Here is a 15,894-nt window from a genome sequence, read left to right on the forward strand (position 1 = left end):
CCTATCGCCGCAGCTCTAGGCGCCGGGAAACCAGAGCCCGATTTCTCGCTTGGCCGACTCGATCGAATCCGAGCCGTGCACCAGATTGAATTGCGTCTCCAGCCCGAAATCGCCCCGGATCGTGCCCGGGACCGCCTTCTCGACCGGGTCGGTACCGCCCGCGAGCTGCCGGAACGCCGCGATCGCCCGCGGCCCCTCCACGATGGCCGCCACCACCGGCCCCGAGGTGATGAACTCCAGCAACGACTCGAAGAAGGGCTTGCCCTCGTGCTCCGCGTAATGCTGGGCGGCGAGATCTTGGCTGACGTGCCGGAGTTCCAGCGCGGCGAGGGTGAGGCCTTTTCGCTCGATCCGGCCGATGATCTCCCCCACCAGCTGTCGCTGGACGCCGTCCGGCTTGATCAGTACCAATGTCCGTTCGGTCACGGCGGACAGCGTACATAACCAGGTGCGTACGCGGCGGGTCAGAGCTTGTCCTTGCCGCCGGTCTACCCCTGTCTGCGGCGAACCTCGGCCCGGAAGTAGGCGATCAAGCCCCATAGCCCGGCGAACAGCACGCCGATGAAGCCCACCCCCGGATAGACGGCGAACCCGGCGAGCAGGATCACCTGCACGCCGAGGTTGGCCCAGATGGCCCAGGGTTTGCGCTGCACCCCGCCCATCAGGATCAGCAGGACGGCCAGGCCGATCAGGTAGGTCAGCGACGCCGTCGTCAGTCCGCCGCCGACCGCGCCCACCACCGGGATCGCCAGCAGCACCACGATCGCTTCCAGAAACAGCGTCAGGGCCATCACCGCGCCGAAGCTGCGCCAGGGGTCCGCCGGCCCCGTCGGGGGCGACTCCTCGGGGTTCTCGGGTGAGTCGGGTCGGGTCACTGCGGATCACGTCCGAACAGGGTCCGCGCCGCGCCGGCGGTGACGACCGAGCCGGTGATGACGATGCCGGTCCCCGAGAAGTCCTCGGCCTGCCCGTCGAGCGCGGCGTCATCGACCAGCGCTGTCGCGACGTCGATGGCGTCGCGCAGGTTCTCGGCGGTGCTCACCCGGTCGGGCCCGAATGTCTCGCGCGCCGCCAGGGCCAGCGATTCGACGTCGAGCGCCCGCGGGGACCCGTTGTGGGTGACCACGACGGCGTCGAAGACCGGTTGCAGGGCGGCGAGGATGCCGTCGACGTCCTTGTCGGCGAGCACGCTGAGCACCCCGACCAGGTAGCGGAAGTCGAATTCGCCGGCCAGCGTCTGCGCCAGCGCGGCCGCACCGGCGGGATTGTGCGCGGCGTCGATGAACACGGTGGGCGTGCTGCGCATCCGCTCCAGCCGGCCGGGGCTGACCACCCCGGCGAAGCCCGCGCGAACCGCCTCGACGTCGAGTTGACGCTGCGCGCCGGCCCCGAAGAAGGCCTCGACAGCGGCCAGCGCCAGCGCCGCGTTGTGCGCCTGGTGTTCTCCGTGCAGCGGCAGGTAGACGTCGGAGTACACCCCGCCCAGCCCCTGCAGCTGCAGCACCTGCCCGCCGATGGCGACCTGGCGGCCCAACACGGCGAACTCCGAATCCTCGCGGGCCACCGCGGCATCGGCCCGCACGGTCTGGGCCAGCAACACTTCCATCGCTTCGGGCGCCTGGCGGGCGATGACCGCGACCGTGTCGGGTGCGCCCTCGGGAGCCTGGGTGATGATGCCGGCCTTTTCCCCCGCGATGCCGGCGAGGTCGTCGCCCAGATAGTCGACGTGGTCGATGGCGATCGGGGTGATGGCCGCCACGGGGGCGTTGATCACGTTGGTGGCGTCCCAGCGCCCGCCCATCCCCACCTCGACTACGGCGACGTCGACGGGGGCGTCGGCGAAGGCGGCGAAGGCCATCGCGGTCAGCACCTCGAACTTGCTCAGTCGCGGTCCAGCCTTCCCGAAAACGCCAGCCTGTGATTGCGCGTCGACCATCTGCACGAACGGCTCGATCTCGCGGTACGTCGCCACGTACTGCGCCGGGCTGATCGGTTTGGCATCGATCGAGATGCGTTCGACCGCCGATTGCAGGTGGGGGCTGGTGGTGCGCCCGGTGCGCCGGTGCAGCGCGGTGATCAGCGCGTCGATCATGCGGGCCACCGAGGTCTTGCCGTTGGTGCCCGCGACATGGATGGACGGGTAGGCCAGCTGCGGTGAACCCAATAGGTCCAGCAGTGCGCTGATCCGGGTCAGGCTCGGTTCGATCTTGGTCTCGGGCCAGCGCTGGTCCAGCAGATGCTCGACCTGCAACAGGGAAGCGATCTCGTCCGGGGTGGGATCCGGCGTGGGAATGGCGCCGGGAACTTCGGGATCCTCAGCCCACTCGGGCGGCTCCGTCATTGCAGCCCGGCTAACCGCGCGTTGATCCGCTCGGTCTCCTCCTGGGCCAGGCGTTGGCGGTCCCGGATCTTGTCGACCACGTTTTGCGGGGCCTTGCCCAGGAAATCCTCGTTGGCCAGTTTGGCGGTGGTCGACGCCAGCTCCTTGTGCGCCGCGGCGAGATCCTTTTCCAGCCTGCGACGTTCGGCGTCGACGTCGATGGTGCCGGAGGTGTCGAGCTCGACGACGACGGTGCCGCCGCTGAGCCGCACTTCCACCGACGCCGACGGGCGAAACTCCGGGTCGGCGGCGGTGAGCCACGCCAGCGAGGTCACCGCGCTGACCTGGGTGCTCAGATCCGATTCGTCGACACCGGTCATGCGGGCGGGCACCTTCTGCCGGTCCGCCAGGCCTTGGTCGCTGCGGAACCGGCGCACCTCGGTCACCAGCTTCTGCATGTCGGTAATCCGTTGTGCAGCAACCTGATCCAGCGTGATCCCGGACGGTTGCGGCCAGTCGGCGATCACCAGGGTCTCGCTGTCGGTCAGCGCCTGCCACAGGGCTTCGGTGATGAAGGGGATCACCGGGTGCAGCAGCCGCAGCAGGGTGTCCAGCGTCGCCGCCAGCACGGCCGTGGTGTGCGTGATCCCCTCGGCCAGTTGCGTCTTGGCCAATTCCAGGTACCAGTCGCAGAATTCGTCCCAGGCGAAGTGGTAGAGCGCCTCGCAGGCGCGGCTGAACTCGTAGTTGTCGAACGCCGAATCGACCTCAGCGCGAACCTCTTCCAGCCGCCCGAGGATCCAGCGGTCGGCATCGGTGAGTTGCGCCGCCGGGGGCAGCGGGGCCAGCCGCGCGCCGTTGAGCAGCGCGTAGCGGGTGGCGTTGAACAGCTTGGTGCAGAAATTGCGCGACGCGCGGACGTGGTCCTCGCCGATCGCCAGGTCACCGCCGGGGCTGGCGCCGCGGGCCAGCGTGAACCGCAGGGCGTCGGCGCCGAAGAGCTCCACCCAGTCCAGCGGGTCGATGACGTTGCCCTTGGACTTGCTCATCTTGCGGCCGGACTCGTCGCGGATCAGCCCGTGCAGGAAGACATCGGTGAACGGCACCTGCGGGCCGCGGCGGCCGTCCAGGGTGATGGCGTCGTCGTCGCCGACAAAGGTGCCGAACATCATCATCCGGGCCACCCAGAAGAACAAGATGTCGTAGCCGGTCACCAGAACGCTTGTCGGATAGAACTTTTCGAGCTCGGGGGTTTTCTCCGGCCAGCCCAGGGTGGAAAACGGCCACAGCGCCGAGGAGAACCAGGTGTCCAGGACGTCGGGGTCCTGTTCCCAGCCTTCTGGTGGCGTTTCGTCGGGACCCACGCAGCGCTGTTCGCCGTCGGGGCCGTACCAGATCGGGATGCGGTGGCCCCACCACAGCTGCCGCGAGATCGTCCAATCGCGCATGTCGTCGACCCAAGCGAACCAGCGCGGCTCCATGCTCGCGGGGTGGATCACGGTGTCGCCGTTGCGCACCGCGTCGCCGGCCGCCTTGGCCAGCGTCTCCACCCGAACAAACCACTGCAGCGACAGCCGCGGCTCGATAGGTTCGCCGCTGCGCTCCGAGTGTCCGACGCTGTGCAGGTACGGGCGCTTCTCCTCCACGATGCGGCCCTCGGCGGCCAGCGCCTCGCGCACCGCGATCCGGGCCTCGAAGCGGTCCATGCCGTCGAATTGCGTTGCGGTGTCGACGATCCGGCCCTTGGTGTCCAGGATCGAGATCATCGGCAACCCGTGCCGCAGCCCGATCTCGAAGTCGTTGGGGTCATGTGCGGGCGTGACTTTGACTGCGCCGGTGCCGAATTCGGGGTCGACGTGCTCGTCGGCGACGATGACGAGCTGCCGGTCTACAAACGGGTGCGGCAGCGTGGTGCCGACCAGGTGGCGATAGCGCTCGTCGTCCGGGTGCACGGCGATGGCGGTGTCGCCCAGCATCGTCTCGACCCGGGTGGTGGCGACCACGATGTGCGGCTGCGCGTCGTCGAGCGAGCCGTACCGGAACGACACCAGCTCGCCCTCGACGTCGAGGTAGTCGACCTCGATGTCCGAGATCGCCGTTTCGAGGATCGGCGACCAGTTGACCAGCCGCTCGGCCCGATAGATCAGGCCGGCGTCGTAGAGCCGCTTGAAGATCGTGCGGACCGCCCGCGACAGCCCCTCGTCCATGGTGAAGCGGTCGCGGCTCCAGTCCACCCCGTCGCCGAGCCGGCGCATCTGGCCGCCGATGGCGCCGCCGGACTCGCGCTTCCAGTCCCAGACCTTCTCGACGAACAGCTCCCGGCCCAAGTCCTCTTTGGTCTTGCCGTCGACCGCGAGCTGCTTTTCCACCACGCTCTGCGTGGCGATTCCGGCGTGATCCATGCCCGGCTGCCACAACACCTCGTATCCCTGCATCCGCTTGCGGCGGGTCAGGGCGTCCATCATGGTGTGTTCGAGCGCATGACCCATGTGCAGGCTGCCGGTCACGTTCGGCGGCGGCAGCACGATCGAATAGCCGGGCTTGGCGCTGGCCGGGTCCGCCGCGAAGTATCCGGCGTCGACCCACTTCTGGTAGATCGCGCTCTCGGCCGCAGCGGGATCCCACGACTTGGGCAGGTCGGTGGCGGGGCTGCGGCTGGCGGTCACCCGTCAATTCTAGGGAGCGCCGTTTACCCTCGTGTAAGTGCCCGAACCGTGACCCGGGTCACCCCGCGAGCCGGTCAACCTGCAAGGACACACCCGCGGCGGGGAAGCGGTCCAGCAGCGCGTCGCCCATCGCGGCCGCGGGTGTGAGGACGCCGTGCAGGTCCGGGAGCTTGTCGCGGTCGAATGCCAGCGCCATGCCGCACTCCCCCAACAGCACCGAGGTCGCTTTGTAGCCGGGATCGCCGCGCTGCTCCATGCGCGCCACGTAGCGGGCGCCGGTGCTCGTCGTGGTGTACGTCTCGACGCGGTAGTAGCCGCGCTCCCGGGCGGCCTCGCTCGGGCCGGTGCCGGGTTTGGGCACGATGCGTTCCACCAGCCGGCGCGGCAGCAGCCGGAAGAACCGGCTGCCCAAGCCGAAGGTTGCCGCGCCGACCCCGCCCACCACGGCGGAGGCGACCGGCGCGATCGGCGACGAGCCCAGGCTCATGCTTTCGCTGTACCGCAACTGGCGGCCGTAAGCCCAGTCCAGCAGCGCGTTGCTGCGCCGCACGATCCGGGTGTTGTAGGGCGCCATGACGAAGCCCGCGGTCCACAGCCCGTTCAGTTCCGGCGCGATCCGCCGACCTCGGCGCCAGGGCAGGTCGGGCTGCGGGCCGATGTCGGGTTCGGCGGCGCGGTCGCTGCTGAGCGTGTACGGGTCGGCGAGCTGGCGGCGGGCCTCGGGATCGCGGGAGGCGGTGTCCAGCACCTCCAACATGGACGCGACGGTGCCGCCGGACACCCCGCCGGAGAAGGAACGGACCACCAGGTCGGTGTCGGCGAGTTCGCCGGCGCCGTCATCGCGGGCCGCGCGGTACAGCGCATAGACGCTGAGGTCTGACGGGACGGAATCGAATCCACACGCATGCACGATGCGGGCGCCGGTATCCGCGGCCTGCTTGTGGAACTGGTCGATGCTGTCGCGGACGAACATCGCCTCACCGGTCAGGTCGGCGTAGTCGGTGCCGGCCGCCGCGCAGGCGGCCACCAGTGGCAACCCGTAGCGGGTGTAGGGGCCGACCGTCGTGATGACGACCTGGGTGCGCGCCGCCATCTCGTCGAGTGTCGAGGGCGATGAGGCATCCGCGTTCAGGACGGGCCATGACCGCGCCGTGTCGCCGAGCGTGTCGCGGACCGCACGCAGCCGATCGGTCGACCTGCCGGCCAGCGCGATCCGTTTGTCCGGCGCCGAGCTGGCCAGGTATTCGGCGGTGAGCTTCCCGACGAAGCCGGTCGCCCCGTACAGCACAATGTCGAATTCGCGCGGCGTTGCGGTCACGGGCCCGACGCTACCCGACGCAGTTGGCGACGGCTGGAGCGAAGGAGTGCCGGGCACTGGGCCCGGCACTCCTTATCTGTACGGCTTATACGTATGCGGGAAGCGGTCGATCAGCCGCGGCGCCCGCACACCGGCCACGCGCCGATGCCCTGCGAATGCAGCACGTTCTCGGCGACGCGGATCTGCTCTTCGCGGCTGGCGCCGGCCGGCGAGCCGCTGCCGCCGTTGGAGCGCCAGGTGCTCGGGGTGAACTGCAGACCACCGGAGAAGCCGTTACCGGTGCTGATGCCCCAGTTGCCGCCCGATTCGCACTGCGCGATGGCGTCCCAGTTGACGCTGTACGCCCGCGGGGCCGGCGGCGGCGGGACGTCCGGGCCGGGAGGCGGAACGTTCGGGTCGAACCCCGCGGGGGCCGGCGGCGCGTCCGGAGCCGGCGGGGCGTCCGGGGCCGGAGGCGCAGGGGCGTCCGGAGCCGGCGGCAGCTCGGCGTCCGGAGCCGGAGGCGCGTCAGGGGCGGGCGCGTCAGGGGCGGGAAGCTCCGGGCCGGCGGCCGGCAAGTTCGGGTCGAAGCCCACCGCTTCGTCTGCGTGGGCGGTGGCCGACGGGATGGTCACGAGCGTGCCCGTGACCGCGGCAAGAATGAGCGTCTTGCGGACGTTCTTCAATATCTTTCCTTTCGCTGCGCGCGCGCCAAAACAAGCCCACGCAGGTGGGCTGAAAGCGTTGGTTTGAATGCCTGCTTTGGAACGTGCCGTCTGGGTCAGGCACGACAGCGGCGGGCCAGGTATGCCCGGCGGGTTGTCACCCACCGCCCACGGTCGGGCTCTCGCCGTCCGTGGCGCCGCTCACACGCGGGTATGTGGATTCAATTTTGTTGATTACTTTTTCGTAACCCGTTGCGGGCTAACAGGGACCGTAGAGAACGCCGAAGCGTTCGTCATCTTCGGAAATCGCTGATCTCGTTTCGATAACGACGCGATCACGCCGCGATAGCAGGTGTATTTACGCAGGTCACAGTGAAATTTTCGCCGCGGGCAGGCCCGTCGGATCCGCAAACAAATGGTGAGGCTAATCACGCGCATTTTGTGAGCTGGCGCACGTTTATTTGGGCACCGTCGCCGATTTGCCGCGGCTACAAGGGATCTGCCGCGCTCACGCCTGGGCGGCGCAGCGTACCGCATACCTCCGCCGTTTCTCCAGCCGCCACGCCCGATGGACGAAAAACGGTAACGTTATGTTGAATTACCCTGCCCCACATCGCTATTCGCCAATCTACTCGCGCCGGTCCGCTTTGGATGTCGAGGATTATGTTGCCGGACAACGGCTTTAGTGTAATCACGCACGGAGACAAGATGTTTCACGAAAAAACCAGGGAGCTGAGCGCCGGGACCGCCGAGATCTTAGGCAGTCGAATCGGCTCGAGGATCCTCAACGCGACTTTGCCCCAACGGATCACGACAGAGCGCCGATGCGTGGAGGGGATTTGTGAAGAGATTCCGCCGCACCGATTAGTACGGCGGATTAAGTGTCAGGCCTGCAGCTGCGCGAGAGCGCGCAGGTCGCTCTCCGAGTTGACGTTGGCAAGGAAACGCGATTCCGGCAGCACGATCTGCTGGGCGTCGGAGGCGTCGATCAACGCTCGCATCGAGCGGGCCCCGGCCGCGACAAGGCCGTCGATCCGCCCGGCCAGATCGGTGCGGTACACCGCGGCGAGGTAGTGGCTGCGACCGTCCCACGGCAGCACGATTTCGGCGTTGGTCTCGGCGGCCAGCCCGGTCAGGTCGTCGATCAAACCCGCTGACAGCAGCGGCATGTCGACGGCGCAGACGAAGGCGTACCGGGCGCCGGTTTCCGCCGCGGCCCGCAGGCCGGCTCCGGTCGCCGGCAGCGGGCCCTGACCACGCACCTCGTCGCGAAGCACCCGCGCCTGCACCTCGGGCAGCGGTTGCCCCGGCGCGGCCATCACGAAAACCGAGTCGCAACGCTGGGACACGACCCCGACCACGTGCTCGAGCAACGTGGCGGCCCCGCCGGGACCCGGCAGGGTCGCCTTGTCGCGGCCCATTCGCCGCGACTCGCCACCGGCCAGCACGACCCCCGCCAGTGACATTGTTGTGTCGGGCACCTGCTCGGCCACGTCAGTCGACGGACCAGGTGTCGCGGCCGCGCAACAGCGATTGCAGCGCCGCGGAGTCGAACGGCTTCGCCGACTGGGCCGCCTGAATCTGCGAGCGCGCCGCGTCGTCGTAGGTGGGCCTGCTGACATTGCGGAAGATGCCCAACACGGTGTGCTCGAGGTTCTGATCCGACAGCCGCGACAGGGCGAAGGCGTAGGCCGAGTTGTCGCTGTGCGCGTCGTGCACCACGATCTCGTCGACGGACACGTCGGCGGTCTTGGCCACCTCCAGGCCGAACCCGGACTTCACCACGCAGTATTCACCGTTGGCGCCGAACACAATTGGCTCACCGTGACGGACGTTGATGACCCGCTCCTCGGCGCCTTCCTTACGGAGCGCGTCGAACGAGCCGTCGTTGAAGATCGGGCAGTCTTGCAGGATTTCGACGACGGCGGCGCCCCGGTGCCCGGCGGCGGCGCGCAGCACCTCGGTCAGGCCGTTGCGATCGGAGTCCAAAGCGCGCCCGACGAAGGTCGCCTCGGCGCCCAGGGCCAACGACACCGGGTTGAACGGGTGGTCCAGCGACCCCATCGGGGTCGACTTCGTGACCTTGCCAACCTCCGAGGTGGGCGAGTACTGCCCCTTGGTCAGCCCGTAGATCCGGTTGTTGAACAGCAGGATGGTGATGTTGACGTTGCGGCGCAGCGCGTGGATCAGGTGGTTGCCGCCGATCGACAACGCGTCGCCGTCACCAGTGACCACCCACACCGACAGGTCCTCGCGAGCCAGCGCCAGTCCGGTGGCGATCGCCGGCGCACGGCCGTGGATCGAGTGGAAACCGTAGGTCTCGAGGTAATACGGGAAGCGACTCGAGCAGCCGATGCCGCTGATGAACACGATGTTCTCGCGCCGCAACCCGAGGTCGGGCAGGAAGTTGCGGATGGTGTTGAGGATGACGTAGTCCCCGCAGCCCGGGCACCAGCGCACCTCTTGGTCGCTGGTGAAGTCCTTGGACTTCTGGGGCTGGTCCTCCGCAGACAACGTGGGGACCCCGTCGTTCTTGGTCAACTTCGCGGTCACACCGAGGTCTTTGCCCGCCAAGTTGCCGATCAGGTCAGTCACGAGCGCCGCTCCTCCTCATCGCTTCGCTCTGCATTGGCGCCGGCGCGGATCATGCGCTGGCCCCAACCGTTGCCGCCGCCATTCTGGCGACCATCGTCTTGTCGTTCTCGACTTCGGCCAGTGTGCCGCCCAGCGCGGCGCGGATGACACGGCCGATCTCGTCGGCCAGGAACGCAACACCCTGCACCTTGCTGACCGACTGCACGTCCACCAGGTACTTGCCGCGCAGCACGAACGCCAGTTGGCCCAAGTTCATTTCGGGCGCCACCACCTGCGGATAGCGCCGCAGCACCTCGCCCAGGTTCGCCGGGAACGGGTTGAGGTAGCGCAAGTGCGCGTGCGCCACCTTGATGCCCTTGCGCCGCGCGCGCCGACAGGCCTCACCGATCGGACCATACGAGCTGCCCCACCCGATCAGCAGCAGCTCGGCATCGCCGGTCGGATCGTCGACCTCCAGATCGGGAACCGAGATGCCATCGATCTTGGCCTGGCGCAACCGGACCATCAGGTCGTGGTTGACCGGCTCGTAGGAGATGTTGCCCGAGCCGTTCGCCGCTTCCAGACCGCCGATGCGGTGCTCGAGCCCCGGGGTGCCCGGAACGGCGAACTGCCGCGCCAGCGTCTCGGGGTCGCGGGCGTAAGGCTGGAACGGTTCGTCCGGCTTGGCGAAGGCGTGGGTGATGCGCGGCAGCGTGCTGACGTCCGGAATGCGCCACGGCTCGGACCCGTTCGCGATCGCGCCGTCGGACAACACGATCACCGGGGTGTGGTAGGAGACCGCGATGCGCGCCGCCTCGAGCGCCGTTTCAAAGCAGTCCGACGGCGACCGGGGCGCGAGGATCGCAACGGGCGACTCGCCGTTGCGGCCGTACAGCGCCTGTAGCAGGTCGGCCTGTTCGGTCTTGGTGGGCAGCCCGGTCGAGGGCCCGCCGCGCTGCACGTCGACGACGAGCAACGGCAGTTCGGTCATCACGGCCAGCCCGAGCGCTTCGGACTTGAGCGAAATGCCGGGCCCCGACGTGGTGGTCACTCCCAGCGCGCCGCCATACGAGGCGCCGATCGCCGCGCAGATGCCGCCGATTTCGTCCTCGGCCTGGAAGGTGAGCACGTTGAAGTTCTTGTGCTTGGACAGCTCGTGCAGGATGTCGGACGCCGGCGTGATCGGGTAGCTGCCGAGCAGGACCGGGATGTCCGCGAGCTGGCCGGCCGCGACGATGCCGTACGCCAGCGCGGTGTTTCCCGAGATCTGGCGGTATTCGCCCGACGGCAGGGTCGCCCGGGACACCTCGTAGGTGGTGCCGAACGCCTCGGTCGTCTCGCCGTAATTCCAGCCGGCCTTCAGCGCCAGCACGTTGGTCTCGGCGACCTCGGGCTTGCGGGCGAACTTCTCCCGAATGAACTTTTCGCTGGTTTCGATCGGCCGCCCGTACATCCACGACAGCAGGCCCAGCGCGAACATGTTCTTGGCGCGCTGGCCATCCTTCTTCGTCGCGCCGATCGTCTCGACGGCGCCGAGCGTCAGCGTGGTCATCGCGACGGAATGCACGACGTAGTCGGACAACTCGTCGGTCTCGAGCGGGTTGGTGACGTAACCGACCTTGGTCAGGTTGCGCTTGGTGAACTCGTCGGAGTTCGCGATCACCATGCCGCCGCGGGGCAGGTCGCCGATGTTGGCCTTGAGCGCGGCCGGATTCATCGCGACGAGCACGTCGGGCCGGTCGCCGGCGGTCAGGATGTCATAGTCGGCGATCTGAATCTGGAAGGACGAGACGCCGGGCAGCGTGCCTGCGGGGGCGCGGATCTCGGCGGGATAGTTCGGCTGTGTCGCCAGGTCGTTTCCGAAAAGCGCTGCCTCGGAAGTGAACCGGTCGCCGGTGAGCTGCATGCCGTCGCCGGAGTCTCCGGCGAAGCGAATGACGACCTGTTCGAGGCGCTGACGGGCGGATCCGTTCGGGGAAGCCCCGTTCTGTGAGTCTGATCCGGCTCCGCTGCCGTTCGGATCCACGTCTTTGCCCTCCACTTTGTTCACCGCACCGACACCGCGCGCAAACTAGATTACGCCCGTGAAATTGACTTTCCGGCCGTGACGGTTTTATGTCACTGGAAGTATCAATTATGGCACTGATTTTCGATCGCCATGGCCGTCTCTGAGGCGTCATCTCGGCCGAGCTCGCAGCCAAAACGCGACGTCAGCGCCGTCTACTGATGAGTAGCTCGGTAAACTGTGGCGTTGGTCACGTCTTGCGCGTTAGCAACCGTCGTTCATACCGTGTCTGCCTCCGGATGCCCGGTTTCGCGGCGCCGAGTTTGGCCGCCGCCGTTTCCGGCATCGCCAGCGCCTGCAGCACAGAGATCAAATAGAACCCGACGACCAGCGCCCGCTTGGCGGCGCGCCGGTCCGCCAGCGCGCTGGCCGGGCCGGCCAGGCTAGTTAGGCGCTCTTGTCGCGGCGCTCGGTGCGCGACGGCTTGCGCGGCACGATCGTCGGCAACACGTTGTCCTGCACCGTCTCCTTGGTCACCACGACCTTGGCGACGTCGTCGCGGCTGGGGATGTCATACATCACCGGCAGCAGGACCTCTTCCATGATGGCGCGCAGGCCACGTGCCCCGGTGCCGCGGTGGATCGCCTGATCCGCGATCGCCTCCAGGGCGTCGTCGGTGAACTCGAGCTCCACGCCGTCCATCTCGAAGAGCCGCAGGTACTGCTTGACCAGAGCGTTCTTCGGCTCGGACAGGATCTTGACCAGCGACTCGCGGTCCAGATTGGTGACCGACGCGACCACCGGCAGCCGACCGATGAATTCGGGAATCAGGCCGAACTTGATCAAGTCTTCCGGCATGACATCGGCGAAGTGGTCGGTGGTGTCGATCTCGGCCTTCGAGCGGACCTCGGCACCGAAGCCCAGGCCCCGCTTGCCGACGCGCTCGTAGATGATCTTCTCCAGGCCGGCAAACGCCCCCGCGACGATGAACAGCACGTTGGTGGTGTCGATCTGGATGAACTCTTGGTGCGGGTGCTTGCGGCCGCCCTGCGGGGGAACCGACGCCTGGGTGCCTTCCAGGATCTTCAGCAGGGCCTGCTGGACGCCCTCCCCGGAGACGTCGCGGGTGATCGACGGGTTCTCGCTCTTGCGGGCGATCTTGTCGACCTCGTCGATGTAGATGATGCCCGTCTCGGCGCGCTTGACGTCGTAGTCGGCGGCCTGGATGAGCTTGAGCAGGATGTTCTCGACGTCCTCACCGACGTAGCCGGCCTCGGTCAGGGCGGTGGCGTCGGCGATGGCGAACGGGACGTTGAGCATCTTGGCGAGCGTCTGGGCCAGGTAGGTCTTGCCGCACCCGGTGGGTCCGAGCATCAGGATGTTGGACTTGGTCAGCTCGACCGGCTCGTGCCGCGAGTCCCGGCCCTTCTCGCCGGCCTGAATCCGCTTGTAGTGGTTGTAGACCGCGACAGCCAGCGTCCGCTTGGCGGTGTCCTGCCCGATGACGTAGCCCTCGAGGAATTCGCGGATCTCGATCGGCTTGGGAAGCTCATCGAGCTTCACGTCGTCGGCGTCGGCGAGCTCCTCTTCGATGATCTCGTTGCAGAGGTCGATGCACTCATCGCAGATGTATACACCGGGGCCAGCAATGAGTTTCTTGACCTGCTTCTGGCTCTTCCCGCAGAACGAGCACTTCAGCAGGTCCCCGCCGTCTCCGATGCGTGCCATGGTGCGTCAGTGCCTACTTCCTATTCGCCGTGGTCTTCCCTGTCCCCGCATGTAATCACCGACGCTACCCGCTTGATCGGGCCCGCCGCGACCATAAACGCCGAATCGCGCCCATGGTATTTGCGGGAGTTCCTGCCGCTTCCGTATGGAGGAAAGATATAGCCACACAGTGCCCGTCGCTCGCGAAAGACGCGCTTTGCGTGTCTTTGGCGTGTCGCGGTCGTAATGCCACCGAGTCCGGCGGCCGCCCGATCCAGCCTCCGGCAGAGGTGCCGACCAACCCAAAACGATCACACGAGGCCTGGGCGGACCCCCACGAAATCACCCTACAGTGGCCACGTGGGTTTGGCCGTGGGCTTCACCTGGCCCAGCGGAACCGTGCTGCTCGATGGCGGCTTGGCCACCGAGCTCGAAGCGCGCGGCCATGACCTGTCCGACCGGTTGTGGTCGGCCAGGCTGCTCGCGGACGCCCCGCGCGAGATCGTCGCCGTCCACGCCGCCTACTTTCGCGGCGGGGCCACGATCGCGACGACGGCCAGCTACCAGGCGTCGTACGAGGGTTTCGCGGCACGCGGGCTGGATCGACGCGACACCGACCGGCTGTTGCGCCGCAGCGTAGAGCTCGCGAAGGCCGCGCGGGACGAGGCCGGTGGCCGGCCTGCGGGCCTTTTCGTCGCCGCCTCGGTCGGGCCGTACGGCGCGGCCCTGGCCGACGGTTCGGAGTACCGGGGACGCTACGGGCTGTCGGTCGCGGCGTTGGCGCGATGGCACCGGCCGCGGCTGGAGATCCTGGCGGACGCCGGGGCCGACGTGCTCGCGTGCGAAACCGTGCCCGACGTCGACGAGGCGGAAGCGTTGGTCGACCTGGTGCGCTCCGCCGGGAAGCCGGCCTGGTTGAGCTACACCATCGACGGGAACCGGACCCGCGCCGGACAGCGGCTGGCCGACGCCTTCGCGGTGGCCGCCGGCGTCGATGAGATCGTGGCCGTCGGGGTCAACTGCTGCGCGCCGGACGACGTGTTGCCCGCGGTCGCGGCGGCGTCGGAGATCGGCAAGCCCGTCATCGTCTACCCGAACAGCGGGGAACGCTGGGATGCCGTGCGGCACAAGTGGACCGGGCGGCCGAGCTTCAGCGCGGACCTGGCCTCGCAGTGGATTGCGGCCGGGGCCCGCATCGTCGGCGGCTGCTGCCGGACGCGGCCGGCCAATATTGCGGATCTTCGCCGAGCGTGCACTGAGCGCGAAAATTCAGCCGAGAATTCGCAATGAGTGCACGTTCGGCGAAAAGGGCTACGCCGACTGGGCGGAAAGCTTCCGGTACTCCAGCACGGTGTCGATGATCCCGTACTCCTTGGCCTCTTCGGCGGTCAGGATCTTGTCGCGGTCGGTGTCCTTGCGGACCGTCGCGGCGTCCTTGCCGGTGTGGCGGGCCAGCGTGGTCTCCATGAGGGTGCGCATCCGCTCGATCTCGGCGGCCTGGATTTCCAGATCGGAGAACTGCCCCTGGATCACGCCCTGCAGCGAAGGCTGGTGGATCAGCACCCGGGCGTTGGGCAGCGCCATCCGCTTGCCCGGGGTCCCGGCGGCCAGCAGCACCGCGGCCGCCGAGGCGGCCTGCCCCAGGCACACGGTCTGGATGTCGGCCCGCACGTACTGCATGGTGTCGTAAATCGCCATCAGCGAGGTGAATCCGCCACCCGGCGAGTTGATGTACATGGTGATGTCGCGGTCGGGGTCCAACGACTCGAGCACCAGCAACTGCGCCATGATGTCGTTCGCCGACGCGTCGTCGACCTGGACGCCGAGGAAGATGATGCGTTCCTCGAACAGCTTGTTGTAAGGATTGGATTCCTTGACACCAAAGCTGGAGTGCTCGATGAACGACGGCAGGATGTAGCGCGCCTGAGGCTGGGTTTCGGGGTTCACTGGGCTTCTCCATTGGTGATGTGGGCGGCGCGGGTGATGATGTGGTCGACGAAGCCGTACTCCAGGGCTTCCTGCGCGGTGAACCAGCGGTCGCGGTCAGAATCCGCCTCGATGCGTTCGATCGACTGGCCGGTGAATTCCGCGTTGAGCCGGAACATCTCCTTCTTGATGACGTGGAACTGCTCGGCCTGGATGGCGATGTCGGCGGCGCTACCGGTCACCCCGCCGAGCGGCTGGTGCATCAGGATGCGGGCGTGCGGCAGCGCGTAGCGCTTGCCCTTGGTGCCCGCCGCCAACAGGAACTCCCCCATCGAGGCGGCCATGCCCATCGCGTAGGTGGCGATGTCGCACGGCGCCAGGACCATGGTGTCGTAGATCGCCATGCCGGCGCTGATCGATCCGCCGGGCGAGTTGATGTAGAGCGAAATGTCTTTGGTGGAGTCCTCGGCGGCGAGCAGCAGAATCTGCGCGCACAGCCGATTGGCGATTTCGTCGCTCACCTCCGAACCCAGGAAGATGATGCGCTCGGACAGCAAGCGCTCATAGACGGAGTCCGTGAGGTTGAGACCCTGCGAGTTTGAACGCATGTCAGTCACGACCGGGGTACCTGCTTTCTGTCAGATCTGTCTTCACCGACACTAACCAACCGGGCCCGCCGTTTCGCGGCCACGCACCCCTCAAACGGGGCGCGTTCGCTCACAGCGTCATCGCGC

At 67.5% G+C, this 15,894-nt stretch carries 13 protein-coding genes; 1 reads left to right on the forward strand and 12 read right to left on the reverse strand.

The window, feature by feature from the left end; all coding sequences use genetic code 11:
• Positions 1–15: 15 nt before the first annotated feature.
• The 10 genes from ndk to clpX form a co-directional block, all read right to left on the reverse strand.
• On the reverse strand, positions 16–426 hold the full coding sequence (gene ndk, locus ACZ50Z_RS12275) for a nucleoside-diphosphate kinase (RefSeq protein WP_464483800.1): 411 nt from the start codon (positions 424–426) through the stop codon (positions 16–18).
• Positions 427–488: 62 nt separating this feature from the next.
• A complete protein-coding gene (locus ACZ50Z_RS12280) occupies positions 489–791 on the reverse strand; it encodes a DUF4233 domain-containing protein (protein ID WP_464486207.1) in 303 nt (100 codons plus the stop codon).
• An 80-nt stretch (positions 792–871) separates the two neighbouring features.
• Positions 872–2,341, reverse strand: coding sequence for a bifunctional tetrahydrofolate synthase/dihydrofolate synthase (folC, locus tag ACZ50Z_RS12285; protein WP_464483801.1), 1,470 nt, complete (start codon positions 2,339–2,341; stop codon positions 872–874).
• A complete protein-coding gene (locus tag ACZ50Z_RS12290) occupies positions 2,338–4,986 on the reverse strand; it encodes a valine--tRNA ligase (protein WP_464483802.1) in 2,649 nt (882 codons plus the stop codon). The genes folC and ACZ50Z_RS12290 overlap by 4 nt, the downstream gene beginning before the upstream one ends.
• Before the next feature lie 58 nt (positions 4,987–5,044).
• A complete protein-coding gene (locus ACZ50Z_RS12295) occupies positions 5,045–6,304 on the reverse strand; it encodes a saccharopine dehydrogenase family protein (protein ID WP_464483803.1) in 1,260 nt (419 codons plus the stop codon).
• A gap of 110 nt (positions 6,305–6,414) precedes the next feature.
• Complete coding sequence (locus ACZ50Z_RS12300) at positions 6,415–6,969, reverse strand: transglycosylase family protein (protein ID WP_464483804.1); 555 nt, start codon at positions 6,967–6,969, stop codon at positions 6,415–6,417.
• An 863-nt stretch (positions 6,970–7,832) separates the two neighbouring features.
• On the reverse strand, positions 7,833–8,414 hold the full coding sequence (gene mobA / locus ACZ50Z_RS12305; RefSeq protein ID WP_464483805.1) for a molybdenum cofactor guanylyltransferase: 582 nt from the start codon (positions 8,412–8,414) through the stop codon (positions 7,833–7,835).
• A gap of 28 nt (positions 8,415–8,442) precedes the next feature.
• Positions 8,443–9,543 carry a 2-oxoacid:ferredoxin oxidoreductase subunit beta gene (locus ACZ50Z_RS12310; protein ID WP_464483806.1) on the reverse strand — a complete coding sequence of 367 codons (1,101 nt, stop codon included), beginning with the start codon at positions 9,541–9,543 and terminating at the stop codon, positions 8,443–8,445.
• Positions 9,544–9,592: 49 nt separating this feature from the next.
• Positions 9,593–11,548, reverse strand: coding sequence for a 2-oxoacid:acceptor oxidoreductase subunit alpha (locus ACZ50Z_RS12315; RefSeq protein WP_464486208.1), 1,956 nt, complete (start codon positions 11,546–11,548; stop codon positions 9,593–9,595).
• Positions 11,549–11,974: 426 nt separating this feature from the next.
• Positions 11,975–13,255 (reverse strand): ATP-dependent Clp protease ATP-binding subunit ClpX, encoded by a 1,281-nt coding sequence (clpX, locus tag ACZ50Z_RS12320; RefSeq protein ID WP_067252479.1) that lies wholly within the window; start codon positions 13,253–13,255, stop codon positions 11,975–11,977.
• A gap of 339 nt (positions 13,256–13,594) precedes the next feature.
• On the opposite strand from clpX, the gene mmuM reads away from it, so the two are divergent.
• Entirely contained in the window at positions 13,595–14,524 is a 930-nt protein-coding gene (mmuM, locus tag ACZ50Z_RS12325) for a homocysteine S-methyltransferase (RefSeq protein ID WP_464483807.1), read from the forward strand.
• Between the two features lie 21 nt (positions 14,525–14,545).
• Here the strand turns inward: mmuM and clpP2 are convergent, their stop codons facing one another.
• A complete protein-coding gene (gene clpP2 / locus ACZ50Z_RS12330; protein WP_464483808.1) occupies positions 14,546–15,181 on the reverse strand; it encodes an ATP-dependent CLP protease proteolytic subunit ClpP2 in 636 nt (211 codons plus the stop codon).
• Positions 15,178–15,768 (reverse strand): ATP-dependent CLP protease proteolytic subunit ClpP1, encoded by a 591-nt coding sequence (gene clpP1, locus ACZ50Z_RS12335; RefSeq protein ID WP_008255177.1) that lies wholly within the window; start codon positions 15,766–15,768, stop codon positions 15,178–15,180. Before clpP1 ends, clpP2 begins: the two co-directional genes overlap by 4 nt.
• Positions 15,769–15,894 lie beyond the last annotated feature (126 nt).

It is taken from the genome of Mycobacterium sp. NTMscope_MAC_269 (assembly GCF_976985695.1).

Coding starts and splice junctions, on each gene's coding strand:
- clpP1 (WP_008255177.1), bottom strand. CDS start 15,768: ATGCGTTCAAACTCGCAGGGTCTCAACCTCACGGACTCCGTCTATGAG.
- folC (WP_464483801.1), bottom strand. CDS start 2,341: ATGACGGAGCCGCCCGAGTGGGCTGAGGATCCCGAAGTTCCCGGCGCC.
- mobA (WP_464483805.1), bottom strand. CDS start 8,414: ATGTCACTGGCGGGGGTCGTGCTGGCCGGTGGCGAGTCGCGGCGAATG.
- clpX (WP_067252479.1), bottom strand. CDS start 13,255: ATGGCACGCATCGGAGACGGCGGGGACCTGCTGAAGTGCTCGTTCTGC.
- ACZ50Z_RS12280 (WP_464486207.1), bottom strand. CDS start 791: ATGGCCCTGACGCTGTTTCTGGAAGCGATCGTGGTGCTGCTGGCGATC.